Source organism: Romboutsia sp. 1001713B170131_170501_G6 (assembly GCF_015668195.1).
Taxonomy (GTDB): domain Bacteria; phylum Bacillota; class Clostridia; order Peptostreptococcales; family Peptostreptococcaceae; genus Romboutsia_C.
Window position 1 is genome coordinate 251,176 of sequence record NZ_JADPFC010000004.1, and the last position, 15,405, is coordinate 266,580.

The following is a 15,405-nucleotide window of genomic DNA, read 5'->3' on the forward strand; positions in this document are numbered from 1 at the left end:
ATGTATTTATAAAATTTGTATATAAAACTTACAAAAATAATCCATAAATTAATTTTTTAATATAAGTTATCTTTTATGTCCTTAAGATATTCTTACCCCAAAATTTAGGTTTTATATATAAAAATATAATTTTTTACAAAAAAATCCTCATAGATATCTATGAGGATTTAAAACTGGTGACCCATCCGCGACTCGAACGCGGGACACCCTGATTAAAAGTCAGGTGCTCTACCGACTGAGCTAATGGGTCTTATATAATTTAATTGTATAAGTCTAGTATGTAACTTGTATACTAAAAACTATCTAATCTATAGTATAACAAATTATAAAATTTGGTGGGATTAACAGGGCTCGAACCTGTGACCCCCTGCTTGTAAGGCAGGTGCTCTCCCAGCTGAGCTATAATCCCAAAATGGTGACCCATCCGCGACTCGAACGCGGGACACCCTGATTAAAAGTCAGGTGCTCTACCGACTGAGCTAATGGGTCATTTGTTTTGTTGACTTCTCTCAACCACAAATATTATTATATTCGCTTTTTTTTATTTCGTCAACACTTTTTGTATATTTTTTCAAATTATATTTTATTTTTTTCTATATCTGTTGATTTTTCTGCTTTTTTATCATAAATTTAAATTTAAAAATTAAAAAGAGTAGTAACCTACTCTTTTATTATTTGTTTAATACTATTTTTTTATGTTTAGAATTTATTACCTTTGAAAATAAAGTTACTCCTAAAAGCTCTAATACACTTATTATAACAATAGTTCCTCCTGGTGCTATATCTAAATAAAAAGATATTAATACTCCACTTATTATAGCTATCTCACCAAATAATACTGAATAAAATATTGATTGTTTAAAACTTTTTGCTACTTTTAAGCTTGTAGCTACTGGTATTGAAATAAGGGATGATACTAATAATACCCCAACTATTCTAAGTGTTATTGTTATGCTTGCTGCAACTAATATCATAAATATTGTGTTAATAAGTTTTACAGGTATTTTAGAAAATTTAGCATTTTCCTCATCAAATGTTATATATAATAACTCTTTAAATAATAAACTTACAAATAAAATAATTATAATTGCTACCATAATGATTATTTTTATATCTTCACTGCTTACTGTAGCTATACTTCCATACATAAATGAGAATAAGTCAAAGTTTGTATTTGATATACTTATAAGTATACCTGATATCCCAACTCCTAAAGCCATTATTATAGCTATTGACAAATCAGCATATTCTTTTAAATAGGTTCTTAATCTATCTATTATTATAGCTGCTATACTTGATGCTACTAAAGATCCTATTAAAGGATTTACACCTACTATAGTAGCTGATGCTATACCTGATAGTGCTATATGTGATAGACTATCTCCTATTAGAGATAATTTTTTAAATACTATAAACATTCCCATTAATGGACATATAAGCCCAACTATTAAGGAAGCTGTAAGTGCCCTTACCATAAAATCATATTGAAAAATTTCCAAAATATTGCCTCCCCACTTTAACTACTAAATAAATTAAGCATTATAGATTCATCTATATCTTTTTTGCTATTTTCTATTAATTCTATTTTTTTATTTTTTATTAATGCTAATTTTTTAACTTCTTCTTTTACTATAAATAAATCATGAGATACTATTATTATAGTTAAATTTAATTTTTCATTTAACTCTTTTAGTATTTTATAAAATTCTTTTTGTCCATTTACATCTATTCCAACTGTTGGTTCATCTAAAAATAGTATTTCAGGTGATTTTACAAGTTCTCTAGCTATAAATACTTTTTGTTGTTGACCTCCTGATAAGCTTCCTATTAATCTATCTTTATACTCATACATTCCTACTAGTTTTAAAACTTCATCAACTTCTTTTTTGTATTTTTTATTTATTCTTTTAAACAAACCTACTTTAGATACTAAACTTAATGATACTACTTCTTCTACTGTTATAGGAAATGAACTAGAAAATGAATTTGATTTTTGGTCTACATAGCCAATTTTATTCCATTCATCAAAGTTATTTATATTTTTATTAAGTAAGTCAATACTTCCTTTAACTGGTCTTAATTTGTTTATCATAAGTTTAAGCAAAGTACTTTTACCAACACCATTTTGCCCTATAATACCTATGTAATCACCTTTGTTTATATTTAAGTTTATATTATCTAAAATAACTTTATCTTCATATCCAAAGCTTACATCGTTAAATTTAATTACTTTATCCATATTTATCCCTACTTTAAAACTAAATTTAGTGTTTCTAAGTTTTTATTCATTAAAGATATGTAATCTTTATTATTGTCAAAATCCTTTTTACTTATATTGTCTATTGAATATAGTACTGTTGTTTTTATATTAGCCTCATCTGCTATAGTTTTTGCTACATTTGGATTTACAAGACCATCAAATAGTATGTATTTTATATTATTCTTTTTTGCATAGTTAGCTATTTCACTTATTTTGCTAAGAGATGGTTCTTGATTTGGACTAATTCCTGTTATAGATATTTGATTTATGTTATATTCATCACATAAATATTCATAAGCACCATGAGATACTATTATACTCTTATTCTTTTTATCTTTTAAATTTTCATCATAATTGCTTTTTAGCTTTTTTAATTTTTCTATATATTCATTGTAATTTTTTTCATAAAAGTCTTTATTTTTTTCATCTGCTTTAATTAAAGCATTTTTTATGTTTTCACATTCTTTCATAGCTAAATCTACATTTAACCATACATGAGGATCATACTGACCGTGATTATGAGATTCATGACTCTCTTTTTCGTGATTTTGTTCTTCATCATAAGTAAGTGGTTTTATACCTTCACTTGCATCTACTATCTGTAGTTTATTTTCACTTTTTATTTTATCTGCAAAGCTATCTAAGCCTAATCCATTTTTTATAAGTAAATCAGCATTTTGAATATCTTTCATAAGCTTTGGCGTTATTTCATAGTCATGAGGTTCTACTCCTGGTGGAACTACATAATTTATATTTATCTTATCTTTCCCTATATTTCTTGTAAAATCGTATATAGGAAATACTGTCGTATAAACATTTATCTTCCCATTGTCTTTAGCTGTATTATTGCCACTAGAACAAGCTACAGCACTTATCATTGTTATTACTGATAAAAATACTAGTAATATTTTTTTCATATATTTCTCCTTCCATATGTAAATCTTTATAATTATATCCAAAATTTATTTATTTAATCTATACTATTTTTAATTGAAAATAAATATCATTACCAAATATTTTATACTTTATTACTCATTTAGTCAATATATTACATTTTATGTTATTTATAATAACAATAATAGATGTTTATATCAACTGATTTTATATATATTTAAAATTTTAAACTCTTTCTATATATACTTTATTCAGATGTTTTATAATCTATTATAATTTATATTAATTTAATTTATATATAAGAAATCCATACAAAAAAAAGCTATAAACTATGGTTTTTAATTCCTATAGTTTATAGCTTTTTTATATCTTGTGCTAATTAAATAGCTTATATTTTATTGTTTATATTAAAATTATAAACGAGTATCCCAAGAATCACAGAATGCATCAACTGAACTTACACCTTTAAATTCAGATTTACCCATTATCTTTTGTATTACTTGATGTATAGTATTTTCGTTATCTGTATATGCATTTATATATGTTGGTACCATTGGTACATCTATTAAGTGGAATGGGTTATTTACAGATACACATACTGTAGGTAGTTCTGTAACATACCAAGGAATATCTGGACCCATTGGCATAGCCCATGTTATACGACGTACATTACTTTGAGAGAATCCTTGTACATTTACAAACAGCATTACTGCATCAAACTTATCAACAAAATCTTTTATTGGAGTCATAGCTAATAATTGCTTTCCATTTAAAGATGTATTTGGATCAAATACTTCTACCTCAAATCCTTGTGCTTCTAACTCATTTTTTACTTTATCTTGTAAGCTACCTGTTCCTGCCATTGATACTTTAGATGCAAACCCTGTTGAGTCTACAGTGTATAGCATTATTCTTTTGTGAGTTTCTGGCGTTATTGGTAGTTGATTTTTAGTGTTTTTAACTAAAGTTATAGCTTTATCTGCTACATCTTTTGCTACTTCTAAGTGTTTTTCACATCCTATAACAGATAAATTTTCTTTTGGTGGCATTAATGTATTTGATTCTTTTTTCTTATGTAATTTTAACATAGCTTTAAATGCAAGTACACGAGTAACAGCTTCATCTAAACGCTCATGAGTTAATATTCCATTTTCAAGTCCTTTTTTCATAGCTTCAACATCTTCATCTTTATCTCTATAATAAAGTATCATATCACATCCTGATGCTATTGTTGTAGGTATCATATCTTCTCTTCTTATCATAGAAGTAAGCCCTACCATATGAGTTGCATCAGTAAGTATTAATCCGTTAAATCCTAATTGCTCACGAAGTAATCCTTGTAATAATTCAGGTGCTATAGTAGCTGGCATTATCTCGTTATCCTTTATGCCTGGCTTTAACTTTCTTGAGTATTCTGGAAGTCTTATATGTCCTATCATTACAGATTCAACACCTGCATCTATCATTCCCTTATATACTTTACCAAATTCATTATCCCACTCTTCACAACTCATCATATTATTAGTTGTAACTATGTGTTGATCACGCTCATCTAATCCATCTCCTGGGAAATGTTTCATACAACAAGCAAGACCTGCATCATTTGCACCTCTTAAATATTCTTTTGACATTTCAAGTACAACATCTGCATCACTTGAGAAACAACGGCTAGATACAACACAGTTTCTCCAGTTTTTATTTATATCAACTATAGGTGCATAAGTCCAGTTACATCCTATAGCAGCAGCTTCCTTACATCCATAATATCCTAATTTGTATGCATTTTCTTTATCTTGTGTAGCCCCTATTGTTACATGGTATCCTATATGTGTTCCACCACCAATACCACCATCTCCTCCAGCTTCTATATTAGCTGCTATAAGTGCTGGTATTTTACTAGTATTTTGTATAGTCATATTTTGTTCATATAACTTATCTGCTGGCATATTAGAATATCTAAATCCTCCCATGCCATATTTATTAATACGTTCTTTTATCTCTTCTTCATTGTTATTCCAAAGCATATCTACAAATACTTGTCCTATCTTTTCATCTAAAGACAATCCCGCTAATGTATCTTCTACCCACTTGATATCCTCATCTTCTAAGTAAAATGGTTTTGCTTTTAAATCTATTTTCATTTTAATCCCCCTTTTGATAAATGTCCTTTTAGATTTATAATAATAAGGTATATAAAATTTATATACCTTATTTAATTACTATTTTTTGATATTAACTAATTCTGAATTTAATACGTATATAAATTTATCACTTATCTGGCCACCTGCTAATTCTGCTAATTGATCAATTGTCATACCTTCTAACATACCTACAGTTGGGCCCTCTAGCATTTGTCCAAAATATTTTTCAATTATAGATTTAGTTTCTTCATTAGCCATTAATTCTTTAAATTTACATTTTGTTGAATATACATCATCTGTAATATTAAGTTCTTTAATTTCAACATCATCAAACTTGTTTTTATCGTCATTAAACCAATTTGTAACTACTCCACCTTTATCTTCTGGACAGTCATAAATAGAATTTCTTTCATCTACTTTATTAAATATAGCAAAATCTGTGTAAACCTTACCTTCACTCTCTGCCACTACTTTTACTTCATTTTGTCCATCTACTAACTCTATATTTTCAAAGTTAAACGTATAATTTCCACTTAATGTAGCTACTTCTTTATCGTTTACAAATAAAGTTAATTCATTTAAGTTAGAGTATACTTTAACATTTATAAATTTATTTTCTCTATCAATATATCTTTTACTATTTATATGAATAAATTTTTCATCTGACCAAAGTGATTTATACATATAAAATGCGTCTTTTTTAACTTTTCTATCAAATGTTATTAAACCTTTATTATTTCTTCCTTTAACTCCACCTTCATCTCTAAAATCAGAACCAAAGTCAAAGAAGTTCCATACGTATGTACCCCATACAAATTTTCTTTCATTAAATATCTTCATTACTTTTTCATGATATAGTGCATGATACTCTTCTGTATAATCCTTTACTTGTGGATTATCTGTATGATATTTAATTATTCCTTCTGCACCATATTCTGATATACCTATACAAGTATCTGGATTTACCTTATTAAAATCATCTAACCATGGAGCAAATTCTTCAACCTCACCTTGATACCATCCATAATATTTGTTATAAGCCATTATGTCTGTATAATTATGAAACTCATCTTCATTTTCAACCATCATAACTTGTGCTTGAGTAGTTAAACGAGTACTATCTTCTTTTTTAGCTAATTGGTGAAGTTCTTTAACTAAAGTTCTAAGTTCGTCAGTTATACCACCTATTTGTATTTCATTTTGTACTCCCCACATAACTATACTTGAATGGTTATAGTTTTGACGTATTAATTCAACTAATTGACTCTTAGCATTTTCGCCTTTTAAATCAGTCTTTGACATAACTGATATAAATGGTATTTCTGCCCATATTATCATACCCTCTCTATCACATAAATCATAGAAATATTGATCGTGTTGATAATGAGCCAAACGTATTGAATTAGCACCTACTTCTTTTATAAGTTTCATGTCTTCTTCATGATCTTTTTTGCTTATTGCCCAACCTTTACCTTTTCTATCTTGATGTCTAGAAACACCATTTAACTTCATATGTTCTCCATTTAAGAAGAATCCTTCTTTAGCATCAAATCTATAGTATCTAAACCCTGTTGGTATTATTAATTCATCTAACACATCATTATCTTTCATTATGTATGCTTTTACATTATATAAATATGGATTTTTTACACCATGCCATAGTATAGGATTTTCTATATTTATTGGTAGCGATATTTCCATAGATTCATTTGGATTTAATAATATATCTTTTGCATTGTATTTTACAACATTTCCTTCTTTATCTAATACATCTATCCATAATTTTATAGCTTCTTCTTTTTCACAATCATTTTTTATTATTGATTTTACAGTTATACTTGCACTTTCTTTAGTTATATTATCTTGAGATACATATACTCCTAAAGAACCTTCGTTCATTAATTCAAAATGAGTTTTTTCTGTAACAACTAGATTAACATCTCTGTATATACCACCATAGAATGTAAAATCTGCCCATATAGGATATACATCATCAACTATAGAGTTATCTACTTTAATTGCTATTGTATTGACTTTTCCATACTCTAATACATCACTTATATCAAATCTAAAAGTAGAATATCCTCCTTTATGCTCTCCTAAATGTTTTTCATTTAAGTATACATTTGTTATACTATTTGATCCATTTAATTCTATATATATTTTCTTATTTTCATATTCTTTATTTATAAATATTTCTTTTCTATACCAGCAAGCGCCCTTATAAAAATCATTGCCGCCGTCTATTCCATCTATAGCATTCCAAGTATGGGGAATGCTTATGTTTTCCCAAGTGCTTAAATTAATGTCTTTTGTATAGGCTTCTTTAATATCTTCTTTTACAAATTTCCAATTATCATTGATGTTAATAATTTTTCTCATAATTTCTCCCCTTTGTAAAACATTTTCCTAAATTTAATACTAGTATACCACAAATTCCAGTTTATTGGTATACTAGTATTAAATTTATTTTACAAGTCAACTTAACGACTTTTCAAAAGCTATTATTAAACCTTCTTTTTTATTAATAAATAAAATTACAAAGAATCTCATATATTGCTACATGAGATTCTTATGATTAAAATACTTTACTTTAAACTTAAATTAATATGTTTACAAAACACTCAAATAAAATTTAACTTTAAGCACCTTGTTTTTCTTTTATACTATTTAATCCACTTTGAACCTCAACCATTTTAGCTGCATCTAGTGGGTAGAATTTCATAGCTATTATAGATGCTATATGTCCAAATATTGGTACTATATACATACAAGTCATTATTAACCAGAAAAACTTAGTATCTGCTGGAGTATTTGGAACTATTACTGCATTTGCCATACCGATCATAGCAAGTCCTATACCAAGTAATGTTGAACTAAATGATGATATTAGCTTATCTATAAACGAGAATAATGTACCCATCATACCTGGAACAAATTTTCCTGTTCTATATGTTTCATAGTCTGCACAATCTGCTATCATTGGTATAACTATATTTCCTGATATTCCTGCAAATGCACCTTGAAGTATTGTTATAGATAAGAATAATATAGTATTTAAATTTATATTAGTCATAGATACATTATCAAATGGTTGTATTATAATCATTGCAAATAACATTGCCATACTTAACCAAGTCCCTGCAACAAAAGCTTTCTTTTGTCCAAGTTTTGATGCATATCTAACTCCAATTATTGTTATAATTATTGTTACTGGAGTTGTTATAATAGTCATCTCACCTTGTAAACTAATATTCATTAATACGTTACCAAATAAATACATCTTAGTTGCATTAGCAAGGGTACTTGCTAACTTATCAGTTGAAGCTGCTATAACTAGCATTTGTATAGCTCTATTTGATTTTATTATTGGCCAGTAATCTTTAAACTTAACTTGATTTGATGCATTTTTAACTCCGTAGAATTCTTTTTTATCTCTCCCTGATATACCTATAATTGCAAGTATTGTCATTACAAATGAAGTTGCTCCAAATAATATTGCTGCCATTTTCCACATTTCAGGATTTAATAAACCATTATCATATCCATCAGCAAACATTGGAGGTAATATAGAAGTTATTACTAATGCTGATACTGAAAATAATATAGCGTTATATATTGAATCAAATATTGTAAATAATGGTCTTTGCTTAGGGTCATTAGTTAATGAAGCTTGTGCTGCTTTTGTACAAGCTGTTTGGAATGTATATCCTATTATATATATTACATATATTCCTAAAAGTACTGGAAATCTCATTGGTTTACTAAGATTTGGTACTACCCCAAATATTAAGTAAACAGTTACTAATAATATAATATTTCCAATTAGCATAAATGGTCTATATTTACCAAACTTAGTTTCAGTCTTGTCAATCATATATCCTATTATTGGATCTGTTATACCGTCAAATATTCTCATAGATGTTATAACTATACCTATAGTTACTGCAGCTATACCTAATATATTTTGACTAAATATTGCCAAGTAAGTCATTATAGACATTATTACATTTGTAGCAGTATTATTTAAAGCGAAAAGTCCTATTTGCCATAATTTAGCGCTATTGTATTGTTGTGTTGATACGTTAGACATCTATTATTCCCCTCTCGATTATCAATTCTTTGAAATTGTTTTCCCAATTTGTAAAAAAAATTACTAACTAAAATCTATCTTCGTATCCTAATGCTCTTAAATTTCTTGCACTTATTTCTAAGCTTTCAAATGGATCTTTTCCATATGTATCATCTTGTTCTATAAATATATGCTCAACCCCTGTTTCTCCAGCTAAATCTATTATAGCTTTCATATCTAAGTTTCCTTCGCCTATTTCAGCAAATTGAACCATTAATGCCATGTTTGTCATTATTTGTTCCATTCCACCTGACATGTCTATAGTTTGAGCTATTCTATAATCTTTTATATGTATTATTTTTATTCTTCCTTCTAGTTTCTTTATCCACTCTAGTGGATTTACTCCTCCCCTTTGTAACCAGTGGACATCAAGTTCAAATCCTAAATATTTAGGATCACTTTCTTTAGCCATTATATCCATTATGTACTCACCATCATATTTAGCAAATTCAACATGATGATTATGATAGTATAATTCTAATCCTTCTTCTTTTAATCTTTTACCCATTTCATTTAATTCTTTAGTATACTCAACTATCTTTTCCTTTGAACCTAAACAATCAAATGATATCATACCTATTCTTATATACTTACAATTTAGTGCTTTAGTATCTGCAACTATTTTGTCAAAATCATCTCTTAAATTTTCCATTTTCATAGTTGGCATTAAAGGCTTTATAGATGCACTTGTTGCGCATACTTTCATATCTAACTCATCTAAACATTTTTTTATTTCAGATACATTTTCTTCAGTCATAGGTATTTGAGATAATTCTACTGTTGAAAATCCTATTTCTTTAACTTTTTTGAAAGTTTCAGTTATACCTATTTCTCCTACTTTTCCTCTAAGCATCATCATTTGAACGCCTATTGTTGGTTTTGTCATAATATTTACCCCCATAATATTTGTTTATTATCCTTAGATGAAGTTCTTATACTATCTATAATTTTTATAGAAGGTATGGCGTCATTTATAGTTATATAATCTTTAGTGTTATTTATTAAGCAATTATAATAATCATTTATAATTTCTTTATGACTAGCTCCATAATAATGCTTACTTCCACTAAGTTTATCATCTTCTACTATTAAAACTTTTTCTCCATCCACTGATTTATATAATTTACTATCTTTTATAGTAAATTTACCCTTTTCAAGTATTACCTGTATCTCAACACTAGAGCTATCACTATATGCTATTGTTGCAAAGAATAACCCTTTAGCCCCATTTGAGAAATTTATACTAGCACTAGCTGTATCTTCAACTTCTATATTATAATCTAATAAGTTACTAACCTGACCTTTTATAGAATCTATTTTACCACCTAATAATTGCATTAAATCTAATGTATGTATAGACTGATTTATCATAACTCCACCACCAGCTAACTTCATACTACCTCTCCATGGTTTTATGTCATAATACTCTGTTGGTCTACTCCAAGTAACTATCCCCTTTATACCGATTACTTTTCCATATTCTTTAGAATTTACTATATCTAATAAGTGCTTTGTTGTTTTGTTGTATCTATTTTGTAGACATATACAAATATTAGAATCTGTATTGTCATGTAATTTTTTAAATTTATTAGCTTCTTCAACGTTTAAACAAAGTGGTTTTTCTAGGAGTATGTTAACTCCTAGATTAGCCACTTCTTTAGTTACAGGATAGTGAAGGTAGTGTGGTAAACATATATGAACACAATCTAAGTTTTCATTTTTTATCATCTCATTATAGTCTGTATAGAATTTAGCATCTTTTACTAAATCTTTTTTATTTTCATCTATATCACATACTGCAACTAGCTTTGCATTTTCGTTTGATTTAATTGCATGAAGATGAACCATAGAAACATCTCCTAGACCTATAACTCCTATTCTTAGTGCCATATATTTCCCCTTATTTTTCCTATTTTTATTTATGCATTAGCTTTTTCAGCTTCTATTCTCTTATTTAATTCTTCTAAGTATAAATCTTCATCAAATGGTAATTCTATATCTTTTCCTGTCCAGCTTGATAAGTGCATTGCATTTGATAATATAACTCCATTTATACCATCTGTTCCTGGTGCTAATAATTTTTTACCTTCTAATATAGCTTCAGTGAAGTTTATCATAACATTTATATGTTGGATTCCCCATTGATCTGGTATTTCAAATTCTTCAACTTCGAATAAGTCTCCCATACCTTCTCCTCTGAAAAGATTTGCAACATCAGCAAAAGTTAATCTCTTGTTTAATTCATTTTCGCTTTCTTTCATTCTCTTAACTGTTACTTTCTTACTTCCTTCAACTACTATCTTACCTTTATCCCCGTGTATTTCAAATCTATCAGTTCCTAATATGTCATGTGTACAAGTTATAAATGTTCCAGTAGCTCCGTTTTCGTATTCAACAAAAGCAGTTACGTCATCTTCAACAGCTATATTTCTGTGAGAACCAAATTGTAAGTTAGCTCTTACTTTAGTTGGCATTCCACATATCCATTGCCATAAGTCTAATTGGTGAGGTGCTTGGTTAGCTAATACTCCTCCACCTTCTTTAGACCAAGTAGCTCTCCAGTCACTCATATCATAGTATGCTTGTGGTCTCCACCAAGTAGTTATTATCCAGTTAGTTCTTCTTATTTCCCCTATTTCACCGTTATCTACTATTTCTTTTATTCTTTGATATAATGGGTTTGTTCTTTGATTAAACATCATACCAAATACTAAGTGTGGCTTAGACTCTGCTAATTCATTCATTTCTCTTATTTTCTTAGTGAAAACTCCTGCTGGCTTTTCAACTAATGTATGTAAATCTCTATTTAATGCTTCTATAGCTATTACTGGATGATCATAGTGTGGTGTAGCTATTAATACAGCATCTATTTCTTTACTATCTAACATGTCTATGTAGTTATCAAAGAATTTTACATCTTTAGGTAACTTTTCATTAGCCCATTCCTTTTTAGCTGGGTTTATATCACAAACTGCTGCTAACTTAGCTCCTGCTACTTTTCCTTCTGCCAACCAACTAGCATGAGATCCACCCATTTGACCTATTCCAACTATCCCAAATCTTACTTGTTTCATATCGTCCCCTCCAAATTTGTTTAATCTAAACTCAATTTTTCCTAATATGTTTACTAAAGATTTATATTGAAGTGCATAAGCACTCTTTCCGTCTAGCCCTTTGTCCTCTTTTATTATTTCATTAACATCTTCTAATTCTAAGTCTTTTAATGAATCAAATATAACTAAATGTGGCTCCATAGTTATAAAGCCTTTATATCCATTTTGTATAGCATCTGTTAGTATTTCTTCTATCTTACCTTCACCAGTTCCGCATACTACATTTTGATTATCACGTCTATTTGCATCTTTTATGTGGTAATATACTATATATTCTTTTAATAATTCATAGCATTCTTTAGTGTTTTCCATACACTGAACAAAGTTTGCAAAGTCAAATATAGCTTTAAAGTTATCTGAATTTACACTTTTTAATATATCTAAGCATCTAGAAGATATATCTCCGTATATGTCTTTTTCATTTTCATGAAGTAGTATTATATTATGCTTTTTAGCTATTTCTGTAAATATACTTAATTTTTTTATAACTTCATCTCTATAATCATCAGGATTTTTACCTTTTGGAATATAGAAACTAAACATTCTTATATACTTACACTCTAGTATACTTGCCATTTTGCATAATTTTTCTAATAAATCTACTTGCTTATTAAAACCTTCTTCATCATCTATAAATACTTTTCCTATAGGTGATCCTATAGAAGATACTTTTACTTTATATTCTTCTAATTTTGGCTTTATATAAGACTTAAGTTCATCTATACTATATTCACTAAAATTTTTTTCATTTACCCCTCTTATTGATATATACTCCATACCAAGTTCTGTTACTGTTTGAAGTTGTGTATCAAAATCACTGCTTATTTCATCTGAAAATCCCGATATCTTTATATTTTCTAACATATGCTCCCCCTATAAAATGTTTTATCCTAAGAAGTATTTGTTTGAGTTATTAAAACATATATCTTCAATTATTTGACCTAGAATATCTAAGTCATTTGGATACTCTCCATTTTCAACTAAGTTACCTATGTAATTGCAAAGTATTCTTCTAAAGTACTCATGTCTTGTAAAAGATAAGAAACTTCTAGAGTCTGTAAGCATTCCTACAAATTTACTAACTAATCCAAGTTGTGAAAGTGCCATTAATTGTCTTTCCATTCCGTCTTTTTGGTCATTAAACCACCATCCAGAACCAAACTGTATTTTACCAGCTATACCTCCACCTTGGAAGTTACCTATCATAGTACCTAATACTTCATTATCTTTTGGATTTAAACAGTATAGTATAGTTTTAGGTAGCTTATCTTCTACATCTAGACTATCTAATATTTTTGATAATGAATAAGCTATTTCTCCATCATCAATACTATCAAATCCTGCATCTACCCCTACTTTGTTAAACATTCTTGTATTGTTATTTCTAAGAGCACCTATATGAAGTTGCATAACTAGATTTTTCTCGCTATACATCTTTCCTAAGCTTATTAATGTAAAAGTTATGTACTTGTAAGCTTCTTTATCGCTTATAGTTTCACCAGATAAAACTTTAACAAATATTTCTTCAACTTCCTCTATTGTTGAATTTTCAAAATAAACTCTTTCTAAACTATGATCTGTTATATTACATCCATTTTCTACAAAGAAGTCTAATCTATTTTTAAGTACTTTTAAAAGCTCACTGTATGTTTTTATTTCTATATTTTCTAATTTTCCTAAAGCTTTTATATAATCTATAAAACCTTCATTTTTTATCTTAAGTGCTTTGTCTGGTCTAAATGTTGGTCTTACCATACACTTAAAACTTTCATCTTCTCTTATTTTTTTATGATATATTAAATCATCTGCTGGATCATCTGTAGTTCCTATGTATACTACATTTGACATTTCTATTAGCTTTCTTGCACTTAAGTTATTTTCTTTTATACTAAGATTTGCTTTTTCCCATATAATCTCGGCTGTTTTTTCACTTAGAGTTTCTTCTATGTTAAAGTATCTTCTAAGCTCTAAGTGAGACCAATGATATATAGGGTTTCCTATTAAATAAGGCATCATCTTAGCAAATTCATTAAACTTTTCAAAATCAGTAGCATCTCCTGTGATGTACTTTTCATCTATACCAAAGCTTCTCATAGCTCTCCACTTGTAGTGGTCATGGTATAACCACATTTGAGTTATATTTTCATATGTTTTATCTTCTGCTATTTCTACTGCTGGTAAATGGCAGTGATAGTCAAATATAGGCATTTTTGCTGCGTGGTTATGATATAGTATTCTTGCTGTATCACTATTTAATAGGAAGTCTTTATCCATAAACGTTTTCATATTTACCCCCATATATTTCACTTAATTAAAATTTTGACTTTATTTAACTTATACTAAATATTTTATCATAAAATATTTTTAACAATATTTGAATTAATTTTCTTTTTTTAGACTAATTTATTCAATTTATTTATTTTTATTTATAGCTTCTATTAACCCGTTTATATAAACTGCTCCTAAAGCTCTATCATATAATCCATATCCTGGTCTTCCTGTTTCTCCCCATATCATTCTTCCATGGTCTGGTCTATATGGTCCTTTAAAGTCGTAATCGCAGTATGCTTTTACTATTTCATAAAAATCAAGCGATCCACACTCAGATAAATGAGCTACTTCATTAAAGCTACTTTCTCCTGTTATTAATACGTTTCTTAAATGAGCAAAGTTTATTCTATTTTTTTCTTTACCAAAGTATTCAACCATTTTTACTACATCATTAGTGCTTGTACATCCAAGTGATCCTGTACATAAAGTTATACCATTGTATTCACTATCATAAAGGTTTATAAATCTTTCTAAGTTTTCAAAGTTAGTTATTATTCTTGGAAGTCCAAATATACCCCATGGTGGATCATCTGG

The 15,405-nt window shown here is 28.2% G+C and carries 11 protein-coding genes and 3 tRNA genes; all 14 read right to left on the bottom strand.

The window, feature by feature from the left end; translation table 11 throughout:
• Positions 1-174: 174 nt before the first annotated feature.
• Positions 175-250, bottom strand: a tRNA-Lys gene (locus I4U89_RS11260).
• 83 nt (positions 251-333) lie between these two features.
• Positions 334-409: transfer RNA gene (locus I4U89_RS11265), tRNA-Val, on the bottom strand.
• Between the two features lie 4 nt (positions 410-413).
• Positions 414-489: transfer RNA gene (locus I4U89_RS11270), tRNA-Lys, on the bottom strand.
• 182 nt (positions 490-671) lie between these two features.
• Positions 672-1,499 carry a metal ABC transporter permease gene (locus I4U89_RS11275; protein ID WP_195940460.1) on the bottom strand — a complete coding sequence of 276 codons (828 nt, stop codon included), beginning with the start codon at positions 1,497-1,499 and terminating at the stop codon, positions 672-674.
• Positions 1,500-1,516: 17 nt separating this feature from the next.
• Complete coding sequence (locus I4U89_RS11280) at positions 1,517-2,239, bottom strand: metal ABC transporter ATP-binding protein (RefSeq protein ID WP_195940461.1); 723 nt, start codon at positions 2,237-2,239, stop codon at positions 1,517-1,519.
• Between the two features lie 8 nt (positions 2,240-2,247).
• Entirely contained in the window at positions 2,248-3,177 is a 930-nt protein-coding gene (locus I4U89_RS11285) for a metal ABC transporter solute-binding protein, Zn/Mn family (protein ID WP_195940462.1), read from the bottom strand.
• A gap of 390 nt (positions 3,178-3,567) precedes the next feature.
• Positions 3,568-5,295, bottom strand: a complete 1,728-nt coding sequence (locus I4U89_RS11290; RefSeq protein ID WP_195940463.1) for a glycoside hydrolase family 3 protein — start codon at positions 5,293-5,295, stop codon at positions 3,568-3,570.
• Positions 5,296-5,373: 78 nt separating this feature from the next.
• Positions 5,374-7,677 (bottom strand): glycoside hydrolase family 2 protein, encoded by a 2,304-nt coding sequence (locus I4U89_RS11295; RefSeq protein ID WP_195940464.1) that lies wholly within the window; start codon positions 7,675-7,677, stop codon positions 5,374-5,376.
• 259 nt (positions 7,678-7,936) lie between these two features.
• Positions 7,937-9,388 (bottom strand): MFS transporter, encoded by a 1,452-nt coding sequence (locus I4U89_RS11300; protein ID WP_195940465.1) that lies wholly within the window; start codon positions 9,386-9,388, stop codon positions 7,937-7,939.
• Between the two features lie 67 nt (positions 9,389-9,455).
• The gene (locus I4U89_RS11305; RefSeq protein WP_195940466.1) at positions 9,456-10,313 is read right to left on the bottom strand and encodes a sugar phosphate isomerase/epimerase family protein; all 858 of its coding nucleotides are present in this window, start codon (positions 10,311-10,313) and stop codon (positions 9,456-9,458) included.
• 5 nt (positions 10,314-10,318) lie between these two features.
• On the bottom strand, positions 10,319-11,317 hold the full coding sequence (locus I4U89_RS11310) for a Gfo/Idh/MocA family protein (RefSeq protein ID WP_195940467.1): 999 nt from the start codon (positions 11,315-11,317) through the stop codon (positions 10,319-10,321).
• Between the two features lie 29 nt (positions 11,318-11,346).
• Positions 11,347-13,404, bottom strand: a complete 2,058-nt coding sequence (locus tag I4U89_RS15945; RefSeq protein ID WP_330615563.1) for a Gfo/Idh/MocA family protein — start codon at positions 13,402-13,404, stop codon at positions 11,347-11,349.
• Positions 13,405-13,425: 21 nt separating this feature from the next.
• Positions 13,426-14,826 (bottom strand): glucuronate isomerase, encoded by a 1,401-nt coding sequence (gene uxaC / locus I4U89_RS11325; protein ID WP_195940468.1) that lies wholly within the window; start codon positions 14,824-14,826, stop codon positions 13,426-13,428.
• 126 nt (positions 14,827-14,952) lie between these two features.
• A partial coding sequence (locus I4U89_RS11330; protein ID WP_195939151.1) for a mannonate dehydratase occupies positions 14,953-15,405 on the bottom strand: 453 nt, incomplete at its 5' end.